The following is a 25,727-nucleotide window of genomic DNA, read 5'->3' on the forward strand; positions in this document are numbered from 1 at the left end:
ATCGTCTCCCGTCTATTCGTCGCCGTAGCCGTGAGGGTGCGACTGATGCCATCCCCATGCTCCGCTAATAATATCCTCCAATTGGGTACGTGCTGGACTCCAGCCCAACACCGAACGAGCCTTGTCAGAAGATGCAACCAATATCGCTGGATCGCCTGCGCGGCGTGGCTCTGTCACAACTGGAATGTCGAGTCCAGTGACCTTGCGTGCCGTCTCAATAACTTCTTTCACAGAGAAGCCCTGTCCATTGCCCAAGTTGAATACGTTGCTGTCATTGCCTTCGCGCAAGTAATTTACTGCACGCACATGAGCATCCGCCAGGTCACTCACGTGAATGTAATCCCGAACACACGTGCCGTCAGGTGTCGCATAATCCTCACCAAACACAGCGATGTGTGGACGCTGTTTCAAGGCTGTCTGGAGCACTAACGGGATCAGATGGCTTTCTGGTCGGTGATCTTCACCGATCTTGCCGCTCTCATGCGCACCAGCCGCATTAAAATACCGTAAAGACACATATTTGATGCCTAAAACTTTATCAAACCACGACATCATGCGCTCCATCATCAGCTTTGTTTCACCATACACGTTGGTTGGCTCTGTACGGTCTCCCTCTTCAATCGGTACCTTTTCCGGTTCGCCGTAGGTAGCCGCAGTAGAGGAAAACACGATTCGGCGCACTCCAGCATCCTTCATTGCCTCCAGCAAGCTCAGCGTGCCAAATACATTGTTGTCATAATATTTACCAGGATTTTGCATACTTTCTCCAACCAGCGAGTTGGCTGCAAAATGGATAACTGCGTCGATACTATTTTCAGAGAACAGTTTGGACAGTAATTCTTTATCCCTCAAATCCCCTTCATACAACTTGCCTCCAAGCAATGCTGCTTTGTGCCCGGTTTGCAAATTATCCAGCACCACAACTTCTTCTCCCAGATCCAACAGTTCTGCTACGGTATGTGAACCGATATATCCAGCTCCACCTGTGACTAAAATGGCCATGTTATTCGTCCTCCTTCAGTTCTTTTACTCCGTCTCCTGCCTTGCATACATAAAAGCTGGCTTCCAGCCCTGTGCGGGTCTGATAAGCTTCGCCGACTTCCTTCACAAAACGTTCCACATCGTCCTCATGAACCAATGAAACCGTACAACCTCCAAATCCGGCTCCTGTCATACGAGCACCCAGCGTGCCAGGAATGCGTCGTGCTTCTTCAACCATGACGTCCAGCTCCGTGCAGCTGACCTCATACAAATCGCGCAATGAATCATGAGAAGCATTCATTAACTGACCAAAAGCTGCAAGTTCATTCGCTGCGAGAGCATCGACAGAGGCCAACACACGAGCGTTTTCCTCCACTACATGCTGTGCCCGCCGACGCACTGTTTGGTCCGCGATGTGATGCTGAAGCTCTCCGAAACGCGCCTCATCCAGCTGAGCGAGGTATTCCAGTGATGGCTCCTGCTGCTGTAAAATGGACAGTGCTTCGGCACACTGGCTACGACGCTCGTTATAGGCTGAGTCCACCAAACCGCGACGCTTGTTTGTATTGCCGATCACGAGCTTATAAGCCCCCGTGCGGAATGGCACTTTACGGTACTCCAACGTATCGCACATCAGCAGAATTGCATGATCAGCTGCTCCGTTCGCTACAGCGAACTGGTCCATAATGCCGCAATTGACACCAACGTAATTGTTTTCTGCCCGCTGGGACAACAAAGCGATTTCGACCGTATCTGTTTCCTGTTTTTCGATCGTGAGAAACGCATATCCTGTAACAACCTCAATGGAGGCTGAGGAGGATAATCCAGCACCATTCGGTATTTCTCCATGATAGAGCAGGTCATATCCGTTAGACGGATGAACTCCCTTTTCAGCCAACTCCACCAGCACACCCACCGGATAGTCCACCCACTCATCCGTTTTGTTTTTACCTATTTCTCCACGGGGGATAGACACTTCATACGACAGGTTTGTCGAAGCAAAATGAATTTCATCATCATTGCGCGCACGAAGGATTAGCGTCGTTCCGAATTCCAGCGCAGCCGGGAGTACATAACCACCGTTATAGTCGATATGCTCTCCAATCAGATTGACACGTCCAGGTGCATGAAATATCCGCAGTTCATTGCTGCTTTCACCATATTTTTCAATAAAATGTTTCTTTAATTCAGTAGAGTTCATATCCGCATCCACCTCATATACCGTTAGTAAAGACCCTCCTGATTTCCCTGTAACATCTTAATCAGGTTGACATCTCTTATGATTTCAGTATAAATGAAAGCGTCACACAATGTAATGCATCCATGTGTTTAAGCTATGGATAAATGTGACTTGGATATGTACAATGTAAGTATACCGCATCCGCTAAACCATTCACAAATGCAGGAAGGATGATCCTACTTTGCAAGCGCATTCATATAGTTATGCCGTCGCCTCTAATCCGGTGTTTTATGAAAATAGCCCGCTGCATGTGCTTTTTGCAGGAGAGAGCCAAACCAAATCCGGTCATGCCGTGGGGCCGAAAATCTATGATTACTATCTGCTACACTTTGTAGAATCGGGCAGAGGTATCTTCCGAACGGAACAGCACACATATCAGCTTGAAGAAAACGATTTTTTCCTTATTCATCCCGGTCAGCTGGTGAGCTATACCTCTGATGAAGAGGAACCGTGGCGTTATCGTTGGTCTGCGTTTACCGGACACCATACTGAGCAGGTGGTACAGGAAGCAGGACTGCGTGTCCATCAGCCTGTCTTCCATGCTTCCGATCAAAGCCCCATCCCCGGCTATTTGGAGCAAATGCAATTGGCCTTTTACAGTAGAAAATCTAGTTCTCATCTATCAGCCTTGGGCTATTTGTATCTGATTATGGGGGAAGCAGGCAATTACCTGAGTGACTGGACTGATCCGTCCGGGGCGGATTCGCAAATTCAACGTACAGTCAAGCAGATGGTTCAATATATGTCCACTCAGTACGCACATCCCGTTTCCATTGAGCAAATGTCTGAAGGACTTGGTTATAATCGTGCGTATTTGTCACGGATATTCAAAAAGGAAACGGGCATTTCCCCCGTCACCTATCTACTTAAGCTAAGAATCGACAAATCACGTCAACTGCTGCGTGAGCGTCCTGAACTATCGGTAGAGCAAGTGGCCGCTTCGGTCGGACTAACCGATGCCTTATATTTCTCACGTCAATTCAAGCGCTTCTGTGGTCAGTCTCCAACCGAGTACCGAAGCAAGGTTAAGCAGTATCCACAGTCGTAAAACAGACTTAAACAGCCCGCATCCTTCAAACGGATGCGGGCTGTTGGTTATATATTGTATAAAAGGATGCGAAATTAGGCCGATGACTACAAATTAACTTTCGCTATTAGGCTGTGCCGCCGTTCTGTCAGTTCCCGGCATTCAGAATCGAATCAATCCGATCCAATTCCTCCTGAGAAAAGTCCAGATTGGATAAGGTAGCAACATTTTCTTCAATTTGGCTTACACGGCTTGCCCCAATCAAGACAGAGGTCAGACGTTCGCCGCGCAGAGCCCAGGCCAGCGAAAATTGAGCCAAACTTTGTCCGCGTGCAGCAGCCATCTGATTCAGGGCGCGTACCTTGCGAAGTGTCTCTGGCGTCACATGGTTCTCATTCAGGAAAACCGAAGTACTCGCTGCACGTGAATCCTCGGGAATTCCGTTCAAATATTTATTGGTCAGCAATCCCTGCGCCAGCGGGCAAAAGGCAATGCTGCCTACCCCGTTTTCGTCCAGTACATCTTGTAATCCGTTTTCAATCCAGCGGTCGAGCAAGGAGTATTTCGGCTGATGAATCAGAAGCGGTGTTCCCAGCTCCTTCAGAATGCGAGCTGCTTCTGCTGTTTGCTCCGCACTATAATTGGACACACCCACATACAGCGCTTTGCCGGATCGTACGATATGATCCAGTGCTCCCATCGTTTCTTCCAGCGGCGTATCAGGATCAAATCGGTGAGAGTAGAATATATCGACATAGTCCAGCCCCATCCGCTTCAGGCTCTGATCCAGACTAGATATCATATACTTGCGAGATCCCCAGTCACCGTAAGGCCCTGCCCACATATTGTAGCCCGCTTTGGTGGAGATGACCAACTCATCTCGATACGGTTTCATATCACTGGCTAATACTTGTCCAAAAAATTCCTCAGCTGATCCCGCAGGAGGGCCATAGTTATTAGCTAAATCAAAATGCGTAATTCCCAGATCAAAGGAGCGAGTAATCATGCTACGGCCATTCTCCGCGTTGTTAATCCCGCCGAAATTATGCCACAAGCCCAGCGAAATAGCGGGCAGTTTTAGACCTGATCTCCCTGTACGGTTATATTTCATAGTTTCATAACGATCTTCGCCAGCTAAATAAACCATGCTATCCCAGCCTCTCTCGAAACATTGTAATGTCATCACAACATCATCATAGCGCTTTTATCCAGGCGTTGACAAGAAAACGATTACAGACCTAATTGATGAGCAAGTTTTTCCATAACTTTACCGATTGGATCAGTGATCAAAAGATCCGCCTTATGATCATACGAGGTGGGATCCGTATTCAGCAGCACCGTATGTTTACCACGAAAATAAGTAATCAAGCCCGCAGCAGGATGTACTGTAAGCGACGTTCCTCCAATTAACAGCAAATCAGCCTGCGAAATAGCCTGAACAGATTGAATAATGGTATCCTGATTCAGCTCCTCCTCATATAAAACGACATCCGGTTTGATAATTCCTCCATCTATCGGACATTTGGGTACAACCTCAGAGCTGTTCATCACTTCATCTAGACTGTAAAAGCGTCCGCATTCCATACAGTGGTTGCGATGCACCGAGCCATGAAGTTCTAGTACATTCATACTACCGGCAACCTGATGTAGACCGTCAATATTTTGGGTCACAACCGCTTTAAGAAGGCCTTGCTTTTCCAATAACGCGAGGAAATGATGGCAACCGTTCGGCTCCGCATCGGGATGCAGCATTTTGCTGCGATAGAAGTCGAAGAACACCTCAGGATGCTTCACAAAAAATGAACGGCTCAGCATAACCTCAGGGGAATAAGGCAATTTCTCCTCACTTTGATACAGGCCTGCTGCCGAACGAAAATCCGGAATACCGCTTTCCGTCGATGTCCCTGCTCCGCCGAAAAAAACAATATTCTGCGATTGCTGTATCCATTCCGCCAACGTATTAACTTTCATACCCTACGCACCTCCAGCTCTTCATATCCACGAACAACCTTATCCGCATCCAGCAAATGACCAGAACGTTCTGCTTCTGGCGCAAATCCAATAGCGAGCCGCACTCCGGCACGTTTGCCCATCTGCATGTCCCCATTGCTGTCTCCGATGACTACCACGTCCGCCGGCGACAATCCTAGTAATGCGCAGGCTTTTTCAGCCATTTCCGGGTCAGGCTTACCATATGTAACCCTATCATGTCCGATAATCTCATCAAAATAGGATGTCAGCCCCATCCACTCCAAATGCTCCTGTGCAGCCTCTGTACTGTCAGAGGTCACAACCGCTAGCTTCAGCCCGGCATAGCGGCTTTGCTCCAGCAATGTCCGCAACCCTGGAAACACCTTCGCTGCCCGATGTCGCCGAATATCAGCCATCGCCGTTTTATTAAAGTCGCGGACAAGCCGTACAGCTTCATTCCACGGTACACCAGCATTATAAAGCTGCCAAGCCAGTACCCCCGTACTTTCGTCCACCGTCCCCATGGCCAGCGGGCCAGAAGGGTCGTAACCGATCACGCGTCCCTCCTGATCGTGAACAGTACCTAGAACGGTACCTTTTTCCACCGTAAAACCGGCACCTGCCACGGTAAGATGCTGCTCCATCATATCCAGTATAGAACGAGCCCAGGGGCCCCACAACTGAATAAAATCCAGCAACGTTCCATCTTTATCTAATAAAATACCACGGCATGGGTACCGCTCCCCCTGCACGATCAGCTCAGACATGCAGCACACCTCCTTTACTGATTCTTAGCAGCCACATCCACACTCTCTTTCATCCAGTCCTGTAAAGCCGTTACCGTCTGATTCCATTGCTCGGCAGCGCTAATTTTTGCAGGATTATCCCCTTTTTGGACACCATAACTGCCGAATTGGGCATGATTTCCCCCTTCGACTGTAAAATACAGCGTGTTGGCCGGTAAATAAGTTCTTCCACTTTGAACATTTTCCATCTGGACGACTCCATCATCACTTCCCAGTAGAGAAATAACGGGCAGATTTTTATCCTTTAAATTACCCTTGTTATCCGGGTAGGAGGCGAGGAAAAATACACCTTTGACCTGATCAGGATGTGCAGCTGCATATCGGGCCGCCATCACACCCCCTAACGAATGGCCTCCAATAACAAACGCTTCTTTCGGATATGCCTTTAGCACTTCATTCGCTAAATCCGGGGAGATCAATGCAAGGTTCAGTGGCATTTTTGCAATGATCACATGATGACCCTTTTCCGCCAGACGGCGTGCTAAGGGCGCATAACTTTCGGGCTTCACCAACGCCCCTGGATACAAAATGACTCCAGTTCCGCTTCTTTTTACAGGCTCAAAACCAACCCAATGTTCTTGTTCATTTACTTTCACAGCATCCGCTACTTCGGCTAATGCAGCAGCCGCCGTCTCATCAGGCTGATAAGGCGTAAATACCTTCCATGCCCCCCACCCTGCGATCAGTACAATGACAATCAGGATGCCTAAGAGAATTTTCCATATTTTCCGAGGACCACGTGTCCCATATGAATTGTATGATCTTCTTGTTCTTCTTCTCATTGTAAAAGTTCCTTTCGCCTTTTGTACCTCGAAATTCGTAATTTGAATATAAAATGTGTCGCTGTATTCATCAGCGTAACTATAGCCTTGTTAGGGTAACATCGTTGTACATACAGGGTCAAATCAGCATACATTTCCAGGTATTAGCCCATCTTTGTCCCGTGTTCAAGCTTTCGCCACATAATAAGGACATGGTAGCGCTTACCGTTGTGAAAAAAATCACAATGATAAAGTCCAGAGTATCGTACCTTGTTCCTTGTAAAGAATTATTTTTTAAATAGTTTAGTCGGCAGAAGCCGTTCGGAGGGGAAACACATGACGACAAGCCATGATGTACAAGGGGAAAGCTTCTTTCTCAATCTGCGATTTCTGTTGATCATATGCGTATTTGCAGGAAATGCTCTGGAGCCTCTAGTCGGTTCACTTCATATTGCCCAACAATGGTTCAGCTGGATATTCATGTTCCATATGCCGTTGTTTGTACTCGTTACAGGTTACTTTGCCAAATCATCTTTGACCGGACCCGCAGGCCAAAAAGTTCTGCTTCAGATCGGTATGCAATATCTTATTTTTCAATCTCTTTATTCGATCTTGGATGTTGCACTCTTCCACGTTCCCCATATCCATCATTCGTTCTTTGCTCCTTATCTGCTCCTCTGGTTCCTTGCCAGCCATATCTGTTGGAGACTGCTGATGCTGACTTTTCAGAAAATACCACCTGTCCTCCAATTGGGTATATCCGTGCTGCTGGGTATCCTTGTCGGGTATCTCCCTGTGGATGGTATATGGCTGAGCGTATGCAGAACCTTTGTTTATTTGCCCTACTTTGTAGCAGGTTATCATTTGAATTATGCGGACGTTCGACGGTTCTTCACAACACCAGTCCGCATAATCGCTGGGATTGTATCTCTTCTGCTTATGGTACTGGCGGGAACGTCGTATTTCGGCATCCCGGCAGGCTGGCTGTATGGCAATATGACTTACGGTGAATTGGGCCATACCGAATGGTACGCAGGAATTTACCGCATCGGCATTTATGGAGTTCAATGGATAGCATCGATGGCGTTTCTAAGCTTTGTTCCGGCCGTGACAGGACGTATAACTGAGATGGGAAGACGGACACTATATGTCTTTTTACTCCATGGCTTGATCGTCCGTACCGTCGTTGCAAAGGGAGTCTACGAATATATAGATACTCCAGTAGAAGTCATGTTGATTGTAGTGTGTGCTGCAGGTCTGTGCTGTATGTTGACCATGCCTTGGGTTCGAACTGCAACAAGACCTCTGATTGAGCCACAGGTAGAGTGGATGCTAAAGCCAGCTCCCTATCCTTTTAGACGGTCCGCGTAATCTTTTTATCCCTTTTTTATTTAACATTGAACACGCGACAACCCACTCACAGACGAACATGTAAGCGAGTCTACCCTCTCTTTACTCCACTTAGAGCCTGTTTCATACAGGCGTGATGTGGTAAGTAAAGGATGCGCGCAACAAAAAACAACTTTTTTATTAAGGAGTGATTTGTAATGGCACGTAATCAAAATCAGGGGAAAATGAGTCGCGAAGAAGCAGGTCGTATGGGTGGAGAAGCTACTTCCAAGAAGCACAATAAGGAATTTTATCAGGAGATTGGTAAAAAAGGCGGGGAAGCAACCGCAAACTCTCATGATAAAGAATTTTATCAGGAAATCGGCAAAAAGGGCGGCGATGCTACAGCTGAGTCGCATGACAAAAATTTCTACAGAGACATCGGTCGTAAAGGCGGCAGAAATTAAGGTGTAGTGTCATATTCCGCCCTCCTTTAACATAAAAACAAGCCTGAGCCCATCCGCTTTATTGCGAAATGGGCTTTTCATATTTTACCTGATACGCAAACCTATCAGTATACATATTTCTAATAGAATCAAATTCAACCTTTTCTAAATGCAATATATAGACAAATAAAACTAGTCATATCTATATATTGTTGATTACAGAACACTTCTTGTACTTTTTCAAAATCTTCATATATGTAGAAAAAAGCTCACATCTATGATAGACTCTTTAGAAAACATCTGCGCTATTACGGCGTCCATTGAACGCCATACTATTTTTATACTTTGGGGGGAAACCAGCATCATGACAGCTAAGACGAAAATGCGTTCCGATATGATTAAAAAAGGCTTTGACCGCGCTCCACACCGCAGCTTGCTGCGCGCAGCGGGTGTCAAGGAAGAAGATTTTGACAAACCGTTTATTGCGGTATGCAACTCGTATATTGATATCGTACCGGGCCACGTCCATTTGCAGGAATTTGGCAAAATTGTCAAGCAAGCCATTCGTGAGGCAGGCGGTGTACCTTTCGAGTTTAACACCATCGGTGTAGATGACGGCATTGCCATGGGGCACATCGGTATGCGTTATTCTCTGCCGAGCCGTGAAATTATAGCTGACTCTCTGGAAACTGTCGTTTCCGCTCACTGGTTTGACGGCATGGTTTGTATTCCTAACTGTGATAAAATTACCCCTGGCATGATGATGGGCGCATTGCGCGTTAACATTCCAACTATTTTCGTCAGCGGCGGTCCTATGAAAGCTGGTAAAGACAAGAACGGACGCTCTATTTCCCTGACCTCCGTCTTTGAAGGCGTAGGTGCATATCAGGCTGGTAAAATCGACGATCAAAGCTTGCTTGAATTAGAACAATATGGCTGTCCGACATGTGGCTCCTGTTCAGGGATGTTCACAGCGAATTCCATGAACTGTCTCGCAGAAGCGATGGGTCTGGCTATGCCGGGTAACGGCACCATTCTCGCAGTAGCAGAAGAACGTAAAGAATTCGTTAAACAATCTGCACGCCAATTAATGGAATTGATTAAGCTGGATCTTAAACCACGTGATATCGTGACTAAAGAAGCTATTGATAATGCATTTGCACTGGATATGGCAATGGGCGGTTCCACGAATACCGTATTGCATACATTGGCACTTGCCCATGAAGCAGAAGTTGACTACCCTATCGAACGTATTAATGAAGTCGCAAACCGCGTACCTCATCTGTCCAAATTGGCACCTGCTTCCGACTATCATATTGAGGATGTTCATAATGCAGGCGGCGTAAGCGCAGTCCTGAATGAATTGTTGAAGAAACCGGGCGCACTGCATGGTGACTGTATTACTGTAACCGGAAAAACCATTCGTGAAAACGTAGAGGGTCAGGAAATTCTGGACACTAACGTTATCCATAAACTGGACAACCCTTATTCTGAACGTGGCGGTCTGGCTGTATTATTCGGTAATCTGGCACCGCAAGGGTCCATCATTAAAGTCGGTGCAGTTGATCCTTCGGTTGGTGGTTATCACAAAGGTCCTGCTATCTGCTTTGATTCACAGGAAGATGCACTGGCAGGTATCGCCAACGGTAAAATTAATGAAGGACACGTTGTTGTTATCCGTTATGAAGGTCCAAAGGGCGGACCTGGTATGCCTGAAATGCTCGCTCCAACTTCACAAATCGTGGGCATGGGGCTTGGTGCCAAGGTGGGTCTGATTACAGACGGACGCTTCTCAGGTGCTTCCCGTGGTATCTCCATCGGTCATATTTCCCCCGAAGCCGCAGAAGGCGGACCTATCGCTTTTGTTGAGGACGGCGATATCATTGAGCTGGACTTGAACAATCGTAAGATTGAGCTCCACATTACGGACGAAGAATTCGAACGTCGTCGCGCCAACTGGAAAGGCTTTGAGCCGAAGGTGAAAACGGGTTACCTGGCACGTTATTCCAAGCTGGTGACGAACGCAAGTAACGGCGGAATTATGAAAATCTAAATGCTTTGCCAAGATAGGATTACTTTATGAACGGCTAAAAAGCCTCTCGATCCCTAACAATGGATCGAGAGGCTTTTTTATTAGGTCATTAGGTTAGCTATTCAGTCATTTCGCTGTTGAGTATATGGACATCATCTCTCTGAGCTGTTTGCTCAAGAGCTTCGTCTGAGCAGTGTGAGTCTCCCTGATGAAAACGGTCAAACAAGGTATCCATTGGCATCACAATCAGTTTCGGTACCATTACATCTTTTTTTTCACTCAATTGCTCTGAACCCGAAGGATGAATAACACGAAATAACAGCTTTAGATATACAGTGGACACATGCTTGAACAGTCCTTTGGGAAGCTCCCGAACCTGAAATCCCAACTTCTCTGGTCCCCGATGAATCATACTTACTGCATAGATCGCCTTTACACCCTTCATTTCAGAATCATGTACAATGCGTTGGGCCAGATCAGGAAGTTGTTTTTTCACAATCCGAACCAATTGAATAGCTAAATGTACCATCGACTTTGCCGTCGAACCCAATTGAAATAACTTTTTATTATCAAAATGAAGCTCAATTATCGGGTCCCCTTTTTCTAGCCACCTGCTGTTCTCCATATTTACATTTGGCCCATGATAGATACGGCGACGATAATAAAAGATCGTATCCTCCTGACTTACGGGACGAAGACGAAACAAAACATGGAATAGCCGCTCATACTGGAGCCATCCACATACCAGCGTTCTTTTTGACCAGCTCGTACTGAACATCTCGGAGGCAGTAGGTTGATTGACAGACTGACGGCAAAACAATGTATCCACCCGTACGCTGCGTAATTGTCGTTCTTGGGCGACCCTCAGCAGCTTCTCCAGCGCGATTAGCATATTCTGGGGCGCTTCCGCGTCTGCCCCCAATGTCGTACCACAGTCATGGAGCAGCATCACCTCGCCACCCCTTAGCTTTTTGAGCATTCTCTCCGCCAATTGTTTCGCTCCGATGCCGGCCTTCCAGTCCCCGAACATGGAAGACCATAATACGATTCGACGACCATTGGTGTTGGAAATATCAAAAAAATTCACAATCCCCCAAGGCGGACGATAGAAGGTCGTTCCTTCGCCAGTTACTCGACGGATAACTGACTCTGTCTGGGCAATTTGTCTTCTGACGGTAACAGGCCGCATCAGCCAATTCGATTTGTGCACATAATTATGAATACCGATCAGATGACCTTCATCATGCATGCGTTTCAGAAGTTCAGGGTGTTTTTCTGCATTCATCCCAACAACAAAAAAAGTAGCCTTGGCATCAAAACGCTTCAGTAAATCAAGCAGCTGTGATGTATACACTGGATCAGGGCCATCATCAAAGGTGAGCGCATATTCTTGCTCACTTTTGCCGCGCCTGAACACCCGGAAACCAAATATACGACTAACCAGCGCCGGAATAAAAGCATAAAAAGTTGAAATGTAAAACATCCATAACAGCAAAGTCTGCACGTTTTATCCCCACTTTTCTATTCTGAACTCCCCAAGCAGGCTTCCTGAGGAAAACTCACTTACTTATATGTTATCACAATGACGCAAACATGCCGAGATTTCGCTATTGCATATGGTCAGCATTGAGGTCCAATTTAGTGTACAATAAATAAAAATCTAAAAGGAGTCGTTGTATACATATGCTTCCATTGTACAAAAAATATTGGCGTACCGTTTTTGATATCGGTCTGATCGTATTAACCGTGTATTTAATTATGTTCGTATCCAGCAAACTCTATCAACTTGCCGCACCTGTGTTCCTTTCGTTTGTCGTGTTCTGGTGCATTGAACCTGCAGCCCGTTATTTTCATCGGAAAGGAATGAAAAAGCCTTTTGCCTCCGCACTCTCCGTATTGCTGTTTATCATCCTTTTACTTGCTATTTTTTTCGGATTGGGCTTGATTCTGGTTACGCAATTTACGAAAGTCGCGCAAAACCTCCCACAATATACTCAGATTATCCAAGCGGAATTCACGCGGTATCTTCATCTTTCTCAAGATAAAATCGCTGCTTTACCTCCAGGTGTTACCGAACGTGTGAATGAATATTTTGCGACTGCCACCACCATTGCTACGAAATGGGCACAGCTAGGATTATCCTTTTTCATACAGTTCCTCAGTTCTTTCACTGTTTTTATGGGCAACTTTGCGGTTGCGATCATTTTAGCGTTCTTTTTAAGTATGGAAATTAATCTTTGGAAGGGAATTGCCCGTAGTAAAACACCCAAGACACTAAAAACTGCTTACCTTTTTCTGAAAAATCACGTACTTAAAGCTATCTCCGCTTTTCTCAAGGCTCAAGCTCTGCTGGTAGGGATTACCTTTGTTCTCGTATTTATAGGTTTACTCATTTTGCAAGTGGATAATGCCCTCTCATTGGCGCTCGTGGCAGCTTTGTTTGATATCCTGCCCTTGTTGGGTGTGCCTGTTATTTTTATTCCGTGGGCAGTGTATCTGTTCATCACAGGCAATACCGGCCTGGCTGTAGGTCTGCTTATTGTCATGGCTGTCACGGTGATCGTCCGCCAGCTGGCAGAGCCTAAAATCACTGGTAATTCCATCGGTGTTTCATCTGCCTATCTGATGCTTTCCTTTGCCATTATATCGTTGTCCATCTTTGGACTAGCCGGATTAATCCTGTCTCCCATTCTGATCATTTTGCTCAAGGAATTGTGGCAGCAAGGCTATCTGCAGAAATGGATTCGCTTTCCGACAGAGGAATTTGACGAGCCTCCGTTTATCGTTAAAATCCAGGAGGAAGATCGTGAAGCTACCCGTGGAACTCAGGAGGATTGAGCTAACAGATCCATTACTTGACCAAACAGTGCTGTAGCTTGATTTGCAGAATGTGTTGAAGCATTTTGCACAAGGACGGCGACCGCATAACGAGGCTGCTCTATCGGACCATACCCTATAAACCACTGGTGATTGATAGGGTGACCGTTCTTCAAAGCTTGGGCCGTACCTGATTTGCCGGCCAGATTCCATGATTTACTACGCAAGGAGGCACCCGTCCCCTGTGTCACAACCTTTTCCATTGCTTCACGAAGCGTGCGAGCCGTCAATGTGTGAATCAAGCGGCTGCCCTCGGGTGAAGGTGCAGCATGAGCAGGTAGTTCCAGTAAGGTGCTACCATCTGCGTAGCTGATGCGTTTGACGAGGCGTGGTGCATGTACTTGACCATCGTGCAGCAAGGTGACGATGAGATTAGCAGCTTGGAGAGGCGTTACCAGCACATCGCGCTGACCGATAGCTGTCTGTACACGTACGCCCGGATCAGACGCGTTCGTATGGGAGCCGAATACGGCTCCCTTTTCTTCGTGATCCAGCGGTCTGAATTGAGGTAGCCCTGCAAGATTCCGCTCCTGCCAGCCCACAGTTCGGCCCAATCCTAGTGCAGAGGCTGTGGCCTGAATTTGCTCAGGATTAAGCCGTTCACCGAGATGAGCGAACACACTATTACAGGATACGGCAAGCCCTTCCTCCAGGTTCAGGGTACCGTGTCCTTCTTTTTTCCAGCAAGCCAAACCGTACTTGCCATAAGTTCCATGACAATGGAATTGTTCCTGCGGTTGGACAACACCTGATTCAAGTGCAGCAGCAGCCGTAACCAACTTAAAAATGGAACCAGGCGTTATCGCCTTAAGTGCACGATTAGACCAGTCTGTTTTTTTCTGGGGATCAACATGACCGGGATTATAAAAAGGGCGAGACACCATCGCCAGTACATCCGCGTTGCCTGCATCGAGCACTACCACCGCCCCTTCTGCCAAATGACTAGATTCCGTCAGCTTTTCAATCTGTTCCTGTATAGGTAGATCAATTGTAGTCTGTACCTGTAATGGATAGTGACCATTGGATGGAGCACTGACACGCAGCGGTACATGAGTCAATGGACGACGCTGCGCATCTACAAATCGGGAGACGAACGTTTCACCGACGCCGCTCAGTAGCGGCTCCAGCGTTCTTTCCAGCCCGGCTGCCCCCATCGGCAGTTCACTCGCTCGGTCGGCACGATTATACAGAAAGCCAAGCCATTGCCTGCCATTGGGCAAATCCCTGTAACGTTTCGCATAAGGTACAAGCTCAATAAGCGAAGGGGCTAGCTTCAGCAGTTTGCCTGCTTCATTCGGATTGATTTGTACGGGCTCTCCACCCCCATCACGCCATATGAGCGGGGATTGCAGTCCTTTCCAGCGTGTCAGTAGTTGCTTCTTACTCGTACGCAGTAGCTCGGCCAGTTCTTCGCCATGTATAGCCGCTTTGCCATCTACATCGGGAAAAAGCACTGGCGCCCATACGACTTCGCCAGTCAAGGGTTGCCCATGCCGGTCCGTAAACTGTCCACGTCCAGAGTCGATAGAAATGCCCTCCTGTCGCTGACGTGCTGACATTTCCCTAAGCGAATGCCCTCCATAAACAGACATATGAATGCCCGCTGTCCCCTGAATCCAAGCCAGTCGGAATAATAAAATCAGCAGTAGCGCCATCACCCCCAAGGCCATATATGCAATTCGACGTTTTCGTATGAAACTGCTACCACGCCTCGGCACACCCATCCTTCTTTCATCATTTTTCCAGTAGTATGTCCTGTAGTTGAAAAAGAAAACCCACTCAACTTTTAACGTGAATGGGTTTCCGAATTTATTTGTATCTTGTGATGTCTGCTTCTGGACTCCAATCTAAAATCTCGTCTAACGAATAAAAAAACGTAATAAAAATAGTAATGGCCAGCACAACCCAAGCTACCTTTGTGTTTGTATTCATCTTTTGCTTTCCTTCTTGAGGGATTTTTAAGCACATCCAAATAAAAAGTACAAAACCACGGAGATCAGTGACATTCCTGATTCCCATGGTTTTGTTATATCTACACCGTAAACCGCGAAAGCTGTTCCTTCAAATTCACCGATACTCCTTCCAGCTTATCCGACAAACCTACTAGTTGATTACCGATATTGGCCTGCTCAGTGCTGAGCGAAGCGACTTCCTGCGAAGTAGCCGAGGATTGCTCGGCCACCGCACTTACATTGGTCATTGCCTCGGACAAAGTGGTCTGCGATTCACTCAGATGATGAATGGAGGCGGTAACCGTTCCCAATCGTAGCGCGAACTCTCCCATTTGCTGCTGCACCGATTGGAAAATGTCCGTTGTTTCCTGCACGGCTCCCATCTGTTCCCGGAACAGCGGATACACCTCAGATAATGCCTGTACCGTTTCATTCATTTCATTGACGATGTTGTTAGTAATGCCTGTAGCCGTACGAATAGCTTGACGTGATTGTTCAGCCAACTGCCGAACCTCATTAGCTACCACCATAAAACCACGCCCCGACGTCCCCGCTCGTGCCGCTTCAATCGTCGCATTCAGTGATAGAATATTCGTTTGTTTCGCAATATCCTGTAATACGTCCAGCACCTTAAAGACATCGGAAGTTGTCTTCTTCAGTTCATCTACTTTGCCTACCAGAGCATGCGTAGTTTCTTCCGTAACCTTAGTCTTGCTCAATAGATTTTTCAGTTGAACTGTCCCTTGTTCACTGGATTGTTCAACTTCTTGTGCGACCAGACTCATTTCATGATTGGAAGCCATCACCGTATCCATTTGCTGAGATATATTCCCGGTTAGTCCGCTACCACGTTCAGCCTCTGTTGCCAAACTGGCGGCTCCATGAGCAATTTCTTCCGTTGCTGCTGCAATTTCTTTAGCTGAAATGGCTGTCTTCTTCGAGGCATCGCCTAGTTCTGTCGCTGTATTCAGAACCTCCTGAGCTGAGGCATTCGTCTGCTCTACCAGCAATGTAATTTGCTCCATCATGATATCAAAGCTTTCTGACAACTGCCCAATTTCATCCTGAGCCTTATAGTTCGTTCGAATTTGCAAGTTGCCTTTGGCGCCTTCGACCATTAAATCCTTCAGGTGTGTCAATGGACGAGCCACGAGGCGCACGATCCACAGGCCAATGAACAATGCAATGAGTGCAGCCACTGCAGCAAATATCCAGGTCGTGGTTAGAATCCCCTTAGCGTCTCTCACCAGCTCAGATACAGGTACTACACCCACGAGAATCCATTTGGAAGTTCCCAGCGTATTATGAACTGTAAGCACATTTTGCTCTTTGCCATCTGCAACCTGCTCCATAATTTGATTTCCTTCAATCCCTTCAAGCTTGGAAACGTAATCCAGCTTTGTCTTTCCTCCTGCCAAGCTCTCATTGTTAGAACCTACAAACTCACCCTTGTCTGTCACAAGGCTAATCATACTGCCTGAGCCCAAATTAACACCTTTCAACTCGTCCTCCACCGCACTGGACTTTAAATCCATAACCAGAACGTAAGTCCCTCCCAACCCAGACATACTGTTCATGGAGCGTGCTAGGCGAAAGGTCTTGCTGCCATTGTCATTCACCTGTGTAGGTAACCAAACAATTCCCTTGTTTTTCAAAATATCCTTAAACCATGCTTCCTGCCGTACATCTTTTTGTGTTCCAGTGCCCATAGCAGCAAACTTGGTTTCTTCCGGGTACAAGTACAATGAATCAATCGCTTTATTCGTAAAAGCAATATTCGTTAACTTCTTGTTTACTTCGCCCATAGCAACAAAAGATGCAAAGGGATTTTTATCTTGCTTTACAGCCTTTTGCAACTGATCACTTAATTCAGTATCAAAAAATACCTGTGTCGATGTGTCTTGAAAGCGCTCTAGAATAATGTCAAGCTTTTCTGAAGTTTGCTGAACGGTCTGCTGATAAGCCGTTGCTGCATTTTGCTCAATCGTACTTTTAGCCTTGTAGTATGAGAGCATCCCCAAGCTGACCACAAATAACATAATTGCCGCAAAAAAGATCAGAAACAACTTCATTCCAACCGAACGTATCGGATTATAGTTTTTGACCAAATGCATGAAATCTTTACTGTACCTTTCTGGCTTAAGTAAACGCTTTAAATTGTGTGTACCCTTACGAATCGCCTTAGCTAACCAGGGCGCAACCTTCGAAGACATCGCAACCGTTTGTTCCCCTTTATTCGTTGCTTTACTGCCTTTCAAACCCTGCATTTGATCCGTTTTCTTGGGTTGCCTTTTTACTGTATTCCCCTCTTTTTTCCGTAAACCCATTCCTCTCACCTACCACCATATAATTAGTTTCTAATTCCACGTCATCCATTATGTATCTATTATCTATATAACTTCTATCGGAACTATTCGACAAGGAATGTAGCTTTCCTTTGAGCATCGACTAAATTTTGTGAAACTTTTTTCCTAGAAAACTATTCAAAAAAAGGCCTCTCCAACCGATAGGAGAGGCTTTTGATTCTTTCATCTGTGACTTAAGGCTTATTTATTTCTTTTTACGCATCATATCAAAATACGATACGGGCTGATCTACCTTCATTCTAATTCGTTGAAGCGGGTGACGAGCAGCATCCAACTCGTTGCCTTCCTCATCCCAGATCGTTCCGACCGTTTGTTTGAAGAATGTTCCGTTCGGACCGAAAAATTCAATTTCATGACCGGGTTTAAAATGGTTCCGTTGTTGAATAGTTGCGATCCCACTCGCGGCATCGTAGTCCATAACTAGTCCAGCAAAATCATAAGGGACTGCCTTTTCTTCCGGCTCATAAATATGATCCTCATGATCCGGTGTATCGTAGAAAAACCCTGTATTCAGCGGACGATTAGCTGCCTTGTTAATTTCTTCAATCCATTCTGGTTTGAGCACATAATTTTCAGGATCAGCCATATAGGAATCAATCGCTTGACGATAGACATTCACGACCGTTGCCACATAGTGGATAGACTTCATCCGTCCCTCTACTTTAAAACTGTCTACACCTACATCAATCAGATCAGGGACATTTTCAATCATACATAGATCCTTGGAACCCATAGAAAAAGCATTATCACTCTCTTCAAACAATGGAAGCTGGTTAACACCGAGCTGGAACTGTTTCAGTGCATTGCTATCCTGTGCCTCTTCCTCAGATATCCAAACCTCACCTGGGCGGGCATCCTCAAACAGATCGTATTTCCAGCGGCAAGACTGACAACATCCCCCACGATTGGAATCACGGTCTGTAAAGTGATTGGACAACACGCAGCGGCCGGAAAATGAAGAGCACATCGCACCATGGACAAAAGCCTCGATTTCGATGTCCACATGCTTTTTAATTTCTTCGATTTCCTCCAGACTGGTCTCACGTCCAAGTACCACACGCGGTAGTCCTTCGTTTTTCCAAAACTTTACTGCTTGCCAGTTCAGCGTGGACTGCTGTGTGCTCAAATGCACTTCCAATCCAGGAACAGCGCGCAATGCCACGGATACAATAGCCGGATCAGCGACGATAACGGCATGAATTCCTGCCTCGTACAGATTGCGCAAGTACTCCTCGATTCCGGCAATATCTTCATTGTGGGCATAGATATTGGTGGCCACAAGCACTTTAGCACCATACTTGTTCGCAAATTCTACACCTTCGCGCATTTCCTCAAAACTGAAATTATCGGCGTTAGAACGCAGACCATATTTTTGTCCACCAATATATACAGCATCCGCGCCATAGTGAACGGCAAACTTCAGTTTTTCCAGATTTCCGGCAGGAGCTAACAGCTCCGGCTTGTCCAAACGATTCCGTTTACCTATATATTTTCTCGTTTTGGTTATCGTCCCCATGACGTTCCCCCCTCTGTAAATTCATTTTAAAATTAATAAACCTGCTCTTTATAGAAAAATCCGAAGGAAAGTTCCCGTTCAGGATCTTGAAGACGGCGGACTTCATCCAGCCAGCTTTCATCATAAGCGTAAGCATCCGGGTCGGCTGTATAACTATCTATTGCTTTACGATAAGCACGAACAACCGCCTCATTGTAGGCCGTAGGCTTCAATAAGCCCTCGATCTTAAAGCTATGCACGCCCGCCTCCATTAGAATATGCAGGTCCTCCATGATGCAAAAATCATCTGAACTCATAATATGTGTCCCATTTATATCCTCGTAAATAGGGAACTTCTCTTCTTTCCGCTCTGCTTCAATCAGAAACAAGCCGCGTCCTCTACCCAAATCCCCTTCTACATTACGTCCCTGGTGCAGCATATAACTTTGAACAAGCTTACGCTTGGAGTGATAAATATTAGTCATGCCATGTACCTGAACCTGTGCTTCTATGTTCAACTTTGGTATCATTTCGGTAATTTCATCCATACTCAGCTCACGAGCCAAAATGACCCGGGAAGCCCCCTTTTCACCCCAATAGTTGGCGGTTGCGAAGTTGGTAGAGATCATCTCACCGTTCCAGAACAGCTTCAGATGCGGGGCATACTCCTTCACGGCCATAAGCACTGCGGGATCATTAAACTCAATGGCGTCTATGCCGCATCCAGCTAGGGTCTGCACATATTCGGGAATGAGCGGCAATAGCTCGTTCGTCATCAAATTCGTCATAGATACATATACCTGCGCCGCATGCTTGCGTGCTTCTTCTACCACTTCACGGATTTGGTCCGGTGTAAAATGTCCCGGCAGTCGCATTCCAAAGCGGTCATCTCCAATAAGTAATGCAGTAGCTCCAGCCCCCAGCATATGGCGGGCATCCTCCGGAGAGCTGGCAGTTGCCAGTAGTTCGGGTTTGTAAGCCATAGGCTCACCTCCTAATTTGTCTTACGGTTACTTACCTGAATGTTATGCAAATGTTCTTTATACGTTTTGGCAAAGAAATGTTCATGTGTCCCGTCTTTTTTGGTCACATAAAATAAATAATCTGTAGCTTTCGGCTGTAAAGCCGCTATCACTGAGTTCAGACTGGGACTTGCAATCGGCCCTGGTGGAAGTCCCAGATGCAAATACGTATTATAAGGGCTTTCCACAGCCAAATCCTTGTAATACAGCCGTTCTTTTTGCTTGTCCAGCATATATTGAACCGTAGCATCAATTTCCAGCTTCTTACCTTGTTTGAGCCGGTTATAAATGACGCCAGCTACTACAGACCGCTCATCTTCCACAACCACCTCGCGCTCTACCAAAGAAGCAACCGTCAGCAGTTGATGCAGCGTTTCACCCCGCTGTTTCAGCTTGGCATCCAGATCGGAAACAGTCTCCAACCGCTTTTGTGTCTGTTCTAGCATCACCTGTATCATATCTTTGGCCGTGCTGCCCTTTTTCAGCTCATAGGTTTCCGGGAAAAGGTAGCCCTCCAGCGCATAGCGAAGCCCCGCCTGCTTTGGAATGTCCCGCACCATCGCGACGTCAAAAGCGGACGGATCGTTGGCCAGCTGCAAAAATTGCTGCCGGTCTGCCAGTCCTTCCTTTTGCAGCTTATCAGCCATCTGTCTAATCGTAAAACCTTCCGGGATTGTAAAACGAATCATTTCCTCTTTGACAACATCTCCAGCCGATAACTTAGTAATCAACTGATCAAAGGTTGCGCCAGGCTGCGCCTCATATTTTCCGGCCTGAAATGCGCTTCCTTGCTGTTTGAATTTTACATAAGCCTTAAACACGAGCGCATTACGTATAAGTCCCTTTTGCTCCAGCGTATCTGCGATTGCCGATGTTCCTGTTCCCTGCACCACCGTAAAAGCAACGGGTTGTGTTTGGGGCTGAACAGGCTGCATGGCATTCCAAATATAGAGGGCTACCCCTCCTGCTATAATGATAAGCAGTAGCAACAACGTAAACATCCTCGTCCTTCGCTTCACATCCACCCAACTCCTTCACAGCCAAAAAGGGCGGACTGGTCCGCCCTTTCAGGTTTGATCTCATCGCTATCCAGACTTACAGTTCTTCCGGCAACGTACATTCATCGTACAGTTCGGAAATATCTTCCCACTCATCATCATCTTCAATGGTGGTGATAGAGATTTCGCCGTCTGTGGATGAGCTTACATGGTAAAGTTCATGTTCGCCAACAGCAGCCCCGGGTCTACGCAATACGGCGTACCGTTGCTCCCCTACCTTGAACTCTGCTTCCAATTCCATGCGAATCGCATGGCCCTGTTCATCCTGCAACTCTACATCGCCGTCGAACGTTTCCTTCAAATCAGAGGTCCAACTCAGGTCTTCACGTGAATAGCTCGTCATTTCCCGTCTTCCTCTTCCTCTTCCTCTTCTTCTACGAATGTATTAAAGGTCTCTTCGACGATTTCCCATTCGGCATCGTCTTGGATCACAAACAATTTAATATCATCGCCTTCTTCCTCGTAACGGAAGGCGTACACATCGGACTCATCAGCTTCAGGGTCCACTGGCGCAACCATCATGTACTTCGCTTCGGAACCATCTACCTCAAACTTCATAATGACCTCGAACTCTTCCTCGTTGCCCTCGTCATCGGCAATATAAATAATTTCCGGCTCTTCTTCCATACCCACTTGATTTTCAGCCATTACGAAATCCCCCTCACCTTGTACTGTGTGCGTCCAAATAGTTTTGCAAGATCAGGCTTGCGGCCAGTTTATCTACCACCTGCTTGCGTTTTTTTCGGCTGACGTCGGCCTCCAGAAGCGTACGCTCCGCCGAACGCGTCGTCAGCCGTTCATCCCAAAGGTGAACGGGTAAACCCAGTAACTCCTTGAGTCGGTTCGCAAACTCGATGCAAATCTCACCGCGTGGACCCACGGTTCCGTTCATGTTTTTCGGCAAGCCAACAACAACCTCGCCGACCTCATTTTCACGAACCAAATTTGCAATTTTACCGAACTCGCTGTCGTCACCGCGTCGTTCTATGACTTCCAATCCTTGGGCGGTCCAGCCGAAGGCATCACTTACGGCGACCCCAATTCGGCGATCCCCGTAATCCAATCCCATTACTTTCATGCCTGTCTCCTAACGATGCTTAGCAAGATAGAAACGAACCAACTCTTCAATCAACTCATCGCGTTCTTTTTTACGTACCAGGCTTCTAGCATTATTATGCCGTGGCACATAAGCCGGATCACCGGATAGCAAATAGCCGACAATTTGATTGATCGGATTGTATTCTTTTTCTACCAACGCATCATATACGGTCAACAAAATCTCCTGAGCAGAAGCTTCCTTTTCATCTGCCTTGACATTAAATTTGACCGTTTTGTCCATGGAATCCATTGTTGACACCTCGCTTCCACAAAACATGTGTACATGTTTATGCCAGCTTATTCTTTTACATCATACCATAAGCAAAGCCCTACAAGGAAATATCTAAGCCCGTTTTTTCCCAAAAATCTGCAAAAAATATCGAACTTTATCCTTGTGAGGCTGCCGCCACCAGTTCATGCGCACGTTGAAGTGCTTCATCCAGCTTGCTGGCATCCTTACCACCGGCTTGCGCCATGTCAGGTCGTCCGCCACCGCCGCCACCGCATACGGCAGCAATTTCTTTCACGAGCTTGCCTGCATGAAGTCCGGCCTTGGTATGCTCTGCCGGAACTGCTACGACAAAATTAACTTTATCGTCCATTGCAGCGCCGAGCACCAGCACAGCAGCCGGAAGTTTCCCTTTCAGTTCATCAGCAATCGCACGCAACGCGTCCATGCTGGAAGCCTGCACGCGCGCAGCCAGCAGCTGCACCCCGCCTGCTTGCACGACCTGATCGGTCAGCTGGCCTGCCTCAATAACGCTCAGCTTGCTCTGCAGCGATTCATTTTCACGGCTAAGGTCTTTAATTTGTTGCTGCAATGATTCGATACGCTTTGGTACCTCAGACAGCTTGGATTTTACAAGTCCAGCCGATACCTTCAACAGCTCTAATTGACCTTCCATATATTCAAAACCAAAACGTCCGGTCACCGCTTCAATACGACGTACACCTGATCCAATGCCGCTCTCGCTGACAAGCTTGAACAAGCCAATTTGCGAAGTATTGCTGACATGACAGCCACCGCATAGTTCAATGCTGTAATCGCCTACTTTAACGACCCGCACGATATCTCCATATTTTTCACCGAACAGCGCCATTGCTCCGAGAGCCTTGGCTTCATCAATCGGTTTCAGTTCAATATTAACGTCCAGTTGGCTCCAGATGGCACGGTTTACACGCAGTTCAATATCCGCCAGTTCTTCTGGTGTAATGCTTCCAAAATGGGAGAAATCAAAACGCAGACGCCCAGGCTCTACCAAAGAACCCGCCTGATTGACATGGTCACCCAGCACTTCTTTAAGCGCTTTGTGAAGCAAATGCGTAGCCGTATGGTTTTTCTCAATTTCTCCACGTGAAGCTTGATCAACTTCAGCTTTCACCGTATCGCCAACGTTCAGCTCACCAGCTTCTACAACAACCTGATGCACATGCTGACCTTGTGGCGCCTTAAACAATCCTTCGACCTTCGCGGTTACCGTACCTCCACGCAGCAAGCCTTGGTCACTGACTTGTCCTCCGCTTTCGGCATAGAAAGGAGTCACATCCAGCACGACCTGGCAAGACTGCCCTTCACTAACAGTGTCCACCAGTACATCTTCATATACAATCGCCACAATTTTAGACTCAGTTACGAGGTCATTATATCCAACAAATTCACTTTTAACCGCCAGATCGGACAAAGCTCCGCCCTGAATCTTCATGCTGGCGCTGTCCTGATGTGCATCACGGGCGCGTTTGCGTTGTTCCTGCATCGCTTCATCAAAGCCTTCACGGTCTACTTTCAAGCCCTGCTCGTCTGCATAATCCTCTGTGAGATCGAATGGGAACCCGTACGTATCATACAGTTTGAAGGCATCTGCTCCACTAATGACATTGCGACCTTCTGCCTTCGCCTGAGCACTGATATCGGACAAAATTGCCAATCCATCTGTCAGTGTTTCATGGAAGCGTTCCTCTTCCGTTTTGATCACTTTGATGATGAAATCACGCTTGTCCACTACCTCAGGGTAATACACACCCATGACATCCCCAACGGTTTCCACCAGCTCAAACATAAATGGACGGTTCATGCCCAGCATTTTGCCATAGCGCACAGCCCGGCGCAGCAAACGGCGGATCACGTAACCGCGTCCTTCATTAGAAGGCAGCACACCGTCACCAATTGCAAAAGCTACGGTACGAACATGGTCAGCAATAACCTTAAGAGCCACATCACTGTCCACATTTTCGTTATATTTCACTCCTGCCATCGCCGCTGTTTTTTGAATTAGTGGCTGGAAGATATCCGTATCAAAGTTGGAATCCACATTTTGCAGAATGGATGCAAAACGCTCCAATCCAGCCCCTGTATCAATATTTTTGTTTGGAAGCGGCGTATAGCTACCGTCTTTGTTATGGTTGAATTGTGAGAAAACGAGGTTCCACACTTCCAGATAACGCTCATTTTCTCCCCCCGGATACATTTCAGGGTCCGTCATGTCGCTACCGTAGGCTTCGCCACGATCATAAAAGATTTCCGTACAAGGTCCACAAGGGCCTTCACCGATATCCCAGAAGTTATCTTCCAGTTTGATGATACGCTCGGCAGGAAGTCCAACTTTTTCGTTCCACAGCTTGTACGCTTCCTCATCCTCAGGATACACAGTTACAGCCAGACGTTCCGGATCAAAACCAATCCATTTTGGATCCGTCAGAAACTCCCATGCCCATGTAATGACTTCTTCCTTAAAATAGTCACCAATGGAAAAGTTGCCGAGCATTTCGAAAAAAGTATGATGACGGCGCGTTTTACCGACATTCTCAATGTCGTTCGTCCGGATACATTTTTGCGAATTGGCAATACGCGGATTTTCCGGCTTCACACGTCCGTCAAAATAAGGCTTAAGCGGCGCCATACCCGCATTAATCCACAGCAGAGAAGGATCTTTATGTGGAACAAGCGGTGCGCTTGGTTCAATCACATGTCCCTTGCTTTCAAAAAACTCCAGCCATTTGGAGCGGATTTCACTAGCTTTCATATAAGTAGCCTCCTAATTATGGTGTCACTGGTTCCTGGCACTGGCCATAAAAAAACAGAAAAACGCCCCTGAACGGATCAGGGACGATTGTATCGCGGTACCACCCTGGTTAACGCCGTCCCCTCTGTACGAAATGCCCATGCGCAAGCTGCACACCAACATTTGCTTAACGGACGATCGATCGCCTTGTTTTCACTGGTAACGGGAGCATCCCGGCGGGTTCAGCCCGCACTTCGAAATGAGCTT

At 46.9% G+C, this 25,727-nt stretch carries 22 protein-coding genes; 5 read left to right on the forward strand and 17 right to left on the reverse strand.

The features are described from left to right. Positions 1 to 12: 12 nt before the first annotated feature. Positions 13 to 1,002, reverse strand: a complete 990-nt coding sequence (gene galE / locus MHI21_RS18910) for a UDP-glucose 4-epimerase GalE (protein WP_023989887.1) — start codon at positions 1,000 to 1,002, stop codon at positions 13 to 15. A 1-nt stretch (position 1,003) separates the two neighbouring features. Then, on the reverse strand, positions 1,004 to 2,182 hold the full coding sequence (locus tag MHI21_RS18915) for a galactokinase (protein ID WP_069290182.1): 1,179 nt from the start codon (positions 2,180 to 2,182) through the stop codon (positions 1,004 to 1,006). A 220-nt stretch (positions 2,183 to 2,402) separates the two neighbouring features. On the opposite strand from MHI21_RS18915, the gene MHI21_RS18920 reads away from it, so the two are divergent. Continuing rightward, the gene (locus tag MHI21_RS18920; RefSeq protein ID WP_069290183.1) at positions 2,403 to 3,269 is read left to right on the forward strand and encodes an AraC family transcriptional regulator; all 867 of its coding nucleotides are present in this window, start codon (positions 2,403 to 2,405) and stop codon (positions 3,267 to 3,269) included. A gap of 127 nt (positions 3,270 to 3,396) precedes the next feature. Here the strand turns inward: MHI21_RS18920 and mgrA are convergent, their stop codons facing one another. The 4 genes from mgrA to MHI21_RS18940 all read right to left on the reverse strand — a co-directional run bounded on the left by mgrA (position 3,397) and on the right by MHI21_RS18940 (position 6,807). Beyond that, entirely contained in the window at positions 3,397 to 4,395 is a 999-nt protein-coding gene (gene mgrA / locus MHI21_RS18925) for an L-glyceraldehyde 3-phosphate reductase (protein WP_061829268.1), read from the reverse strand. An 83-nt stretch (positions 4,396 to 4,478) separates the two neighbouring features. Further along, complete coding sequence (locus MHI21_RS18930) at positions 4,479 to 5,219, reverse strand: NAD-dependent protein deacylase (RefSeq protein ID WP_342418740.1); 741 nt, start codon at positions 5,217 to 5,219, stop codon at positions 4,479 to 4,481. Beyond that, positions 5,216 to 5,986, reverse strand: a complete 771-nt coding sequence (locus MHI21_RS18935) for an HAD family hydrolase (protein WP_341163394.1) — start codon at positions 5,984 to 5,986, stop codon at positions 5,216 to 5,218. The genes MHI21_RS18930 and MHI21_RS18935 overlap by 4 nt, the downstream gene beginning before the upstream one ends. 14 nt (positions 5,987 to 6,000) lie before the next feature. Next, a complete protein-coding gene (locus MHI21_RS18940; protein WP_061829271.1) occupies positions 6,001 to 6,807 on the reverse strand; it encodes an alpha/beta fold hydrolase in 807 nt (268 codons plus the stop codon). 315 nt (positions 6,808 to 7,122) lie between these two features. On the opposite strand from MHI21_RS18940, the gene MHI21_RS18945 reads away from it, so the two are divergent. From MHI21_RS18945 to ilvD, 3 genes are all read left to right on the forward strand, one after another. Next, positions 7,123 to 8,157: an acyltransferase family protein gene (locus tag MHI21_RS18945; RefSeq protein ID WP_165178708.1), complete on the forward strand. Its 1,035-nt coding sequence runs from the start codon at positions 7,123 to 7,125 to the stop codon at positions 8,155 to 8,157. A gap of 176 nt (positions 8,158 to 8,333) precedes the next feature. Then, positions 8,334 to 8,582 carry a general stress protein gene (locus MHI21_RS18950; RefSeq protein WP_023989894.1) on the forward strand — a complete coding sequence of 83 codons (249 nt, stop codon included), beginning with the start codon at positions 8,334 to 8,336 and terminating at the stop codon, positions 8,580 to 8,582. A 343-nt stretch (positions 8,583 to 8,925) separates the two neighbouring features. Beyond that, a complete protein-coding gene (gene ilvD, locus MHI21_RS18955) occupies positions 8,926 to 10,614 on the forward strand; it encodes a dihydroxy-acid dehydratase (RefSeq protein ID WP_023989895.1) in 1,689 nt (562 codons plus the stop codon). A 97-nt stretch (positions 10,615 to 10,711) separates the two neighbouring features. Here ilvD and MHI21_RS18960 read toward each other — a convergent pair whose 3' ends face one another. Continuing rightward, positions 10,712 to 12,097, reverse strand: coding sequence for a polysaccharide deacetylase family protein (locus tag MHI21_RS18960; RefSeq protein WP_342418741.1), 1,386 nt, complete (start codon positions 12,095 to 12,097; stop codon positions 10,712 to 10,714). 179 nt (positions 12,098 to 12,276) lie between these two features. On the opposite strand from MHI21_RS18960, the gene MHI21_RS18965 reads away from it, so the two are divergent. Next, positions 12,277 to 13,431 (forward strand): AI-2E family transporter, encoded by a 1,155-nt coding sequence (locus MHI21_RS18965; RefSeq protein ID WP_341163393.1) that lies wholly within the window; start codon positions 12,277 to 12,279, stop codon positions 13,429 to 13,431. Here the strand turns inward: MHI21_RS18965 and MHI21_RS18970 are convergent. The 10 genes from MHI21_RS18970 to alaS form a co-directional block, all read right to left on the reverse strand. After that, positions 13,419 to 15,194: a penicillin-binding protein 2 gene (locus MHI21_RS18970; RefSeq protein ID WP_342418742.1), complete on the reverse strand. Its 1,776-nt coding sequence runs from the start codon at positions 15,192 to 15,194 to the stop codon at positions 13,419 to 13,421. The two genes, MHI21_RS18965 and MHI21_RS18970, sit on opposite strands and share 13 nt — an antisense overlap. Positions 15,195 to 15,502: 308 nt before the next feature. After that, positions 15,503 to 17,749 carry a methyl-accepting chemotaxis protein gene (locus MHI21_RS18975; protein ID WP_342418743.1) on the reverse strand — a complete coding sequence of 749 codons (2,247 nt, stop codon included), beginning with the start codon at positions 17,747 to 17,749 and terminating at the stop codon, positions 15,503 to 15,505. Between the two features lie 223 nt (positions 17,750 to 17,972). Beyond that, the gene (locus MHI21_RS18980) at positions 17,973 to 19,304 is read right to left on the reverse strand and encodes a U32 family peptidase (RefSeq protein ID WP_039272863.1); all 1,332 of its coding nucleotides are present in this window, start codon (positions 19,302 to 19,304) and stop codon (positions 17,973 to 17,975) included. A gap of 32 nt (positions 19,305 to 19,336) precedes the next feature. Then, positions 19,337 to 20,266, reverse strand: coding sequence for a peptidase U32 family protein (locus MHI21_RS18985; RefSeq protein WP_318627537.1), 930 nt, complete (start codon positions 20,264 to 20,266; stop codon positions 19,337 to 19,339). Positions 20,267 to 20,277: 11 nt separating this feature from the next. Beyond that, positions 20,278 to 21,306: an endolytic transglycosylase MltG gene (gene mltG, locus MHI21_RS18990; protein WP_342420226.1), complete on the reverse strand. Its 1,029-nt coding sequence runs from the start codon at positions 21,304 to 21,306 to the stop codon at positions 20,278 to 20,280. Positions 21,307 to 21,400: 94 nt separating this feature from the next. Next, the gene (locus MHI21_RS18995; protein WP_013311522.1) at positions 21,401 to 21,706 is read right to left on the reverse strand and encodes a DUF1292 domain-containing protein; all 306 of its coding nucleotides are present in this window, start codon (positions 21,704 to 21,706) and stop codon (positions 21,401 to 21,403) included. After that, a complete protein-coding gene (locus tag MHI21_RS19000) occupies positions 21,703 to 22,011 on the reverse strand; it encodes a DUF1292 domain-containing protein (protein ID WP_241113411.1) in 309 nt (102 codons plus the stop codon). The genes MHI21_RS18995 and MHI21_RS19000 overlap by 4 nt, the downstream gene beginning before the upstream one ends. A gap of 13 nt (positions 22,012 to 22,024) precedes the next feature. After that, on the reverse strand, positions 22,025 to 22,441 hold the full coding sequence (ruvX, locus tag MHI21_RS19005; RefSeq protein ID WP_029515724.1) for a Holliday junction resolvase RuvX: 417 nt from the start codon (positions 22,439 to 22,441) through the stop codon (positions 22,025 to 22,027). Between the two features lie 9 nt (positions 22,442 to 22,450). After that, the gene (locus tag MHI21_RS19010; protein ID WP_007431624.1) at positions 22,451 to 22,711 is read right to left on the reverse strand and encodes an IreB family regulatory phosphoprotein; all 261 of its coding nucleotides are present in this window, start codon (positions 22,709 to 22,711) and stop codon (positions 22,451 to 22,453) included. A 136-nt stretch (positions 22,712 to 22,847) separates the two neighbouring features. Next, positions 22,848 to 25,481 (reverse strand): alanine--tRNA ligase, encoded by a 2,634-nt coding sequence (gene alaS / locus MHI21_RS19015; RefSeq protein WP_029515725.1) that lies wholly within the window; start codon positions 25,479 to 25,481, stop codon positions 22,848 to 22,850. Positions 25,482 to 25,727: the final 246 nt, after the last annotated feature.

This window comes from Paenibacillus sp. FSL H8-0168 (assembly GCF_038592955.1).
Lineage (GTDB): Bacteria > Bacillota > Bacilli > Paenibacillales > Paenibacillaceae > Paenibacillus > Paenibacillus polymyxa_B.

What these genes read in the sequence shown, in the direction of transcription:
- MHI21_RS18940 (WP_061829271.1), bottom strand. Translation starts at nt 6,807, where the DNA reads ATGAGAAGAAGAACAAGAAGATCATACAATTCATATGGGACACGTGGT.
- ruvX (WP_029515724.1), bottom strand. Translation starts at nt 22,441, where the DNA reads ATGAAAGTAATGGGATTGGATTACGGGGATCGCCGAATTGGGGTCGCC.
- MHI21_RS18970 (WP_342418742.1), bottom strand. Translation starts at nt 15,194, where the DNA reads ATGGGTGTGCCGAGGCGTGGTAGCAGTTTCATACGAAAACGTCGAATT.
- MHI21_RS18945 (WP_165178708.1), top strand. Translation starts at nt 7,123, where the DNA reads ATGACGACAAGCCATGATGTACAAGGGGAAAGCTTCTTTCTCAATCTG.
- MHI21_RS18930 (WP_342418740.1), bottom strand. Translation starts at nt 5,219, where the DNA reads ATGAAAGTTAATACGTTGGCGGAATGGATACAGCAATCGCAGAATATT.
- galE (WP_023989887.1), bottom strand. Translation starts at nt 1,002, where the DNA reads ATGGCCATTTTAGTCACAGGTGGAGCTGGATATATCGGTTCACATACC.
- MHI21_RS18975 (WP_342418743.1), bottom strand. Translation starts at nt 17,749, where the DNA reads ATGGGTTTACGGAAAAAAGAGGGGAATACAGTAAAAAGGCAACCCAAG.
- MHI21_RS18995 (WP_013311522.1), bottom strand. Translation starts at nt 21,706, where the DNA reads ATGACGAGCTATTCACGTGAAGACCTGAGTTGGACCTCTGATTTGAAG.
- mgrA (WP_061829268.1), bottom strand. Translation starts at nt 4,395, where the DNA reads ATGGTTTATTTAGCTGGCGAAGATCGTTATGAAACTATGAAATATAAC.
- MHI21_RS18935 (WP_341163394.1), bottom strand. Translation starts at nt 5,986, where the DNA reads ATGTCTGAGCTGATCGTGCAGGGGGAGCGGTACCCATGCCGTGGTATT.
- ilvD (WP_023989895.1), top strand. Translation starts at nt 8,926, where the DNA reads ATGACAGCTAAGACGAAAATGCGTTCCGATATGATTAAAAAAGGCTTT.
- MHI21_RS18950 (WP_023989894.1), top strand. Translation starts at nt 8,334, where the DNA reads ATGGCACGTAATCAAAATCAGGGGAAAATGAGTCGCGAAGAAGCAGGT.
- MHI21_RS18980 (WP_039272863.1), bottom strand. Translation starts at nt 19,304, where the DNA reads ATGGGGACGATAACCAAAACGAGAAAATATATAGGTAAACGGAATCGT.
- MHI21_RS19000 (WP_241113411.1), bottom strand. Translation starts at nt 22,011, where the DNA reads ATGGCTGAAAATCAAGTGGGTATGGAAGAAGAGCCGGAAATTATTTAT.
- MHI21_RS18915 (WP_069290182.1), bottom strand. Translation starts at nt 2,182, where the DNA reads ATGAACTCTACTGAATTAAAGAAACATTTTATTGAAAAATATGGTGAA.
- MHI21_RS19010 (WP_007431624.1), bottom strand. Translation starts at nt 22,711, where the DNA reads ATGGATTCCATGGACAAAACGGTCAAATTTAATGTCAAGGCAGATGAA.
- alaS (WP_029515725.1), bottom strand. Translation starts at nt 25,481, where the DNA reads ATGAAAGCTAGTGAAATCCGCTCCAAATGGCTGGAGTTTTTTGAAAGC.
- MHI21_RS18985 (WP_318627537.1), bottom strand. Translation starts at nt 20,266, where the DNA reads ATGGCTTACAAACCCGAACTACTGGCAACTGCCAGCTCTCCGGAGGAT.
- MHI21_RS18965 (WP_341163393.1), top strand. Translation starts at nt 12,277, where the DNA reads ATGCTTCCATTGTACAAAAAATATTGGCGTACCGTTTTTGATATCGGT.
- mltG (WP_342420226.1), bottom strand. Translation starts at nt 21,306, where the DNA reads ATGTTTACGTTGTTGCTACTGCTTATCATTATAGCAGGAGGGGTAGCC.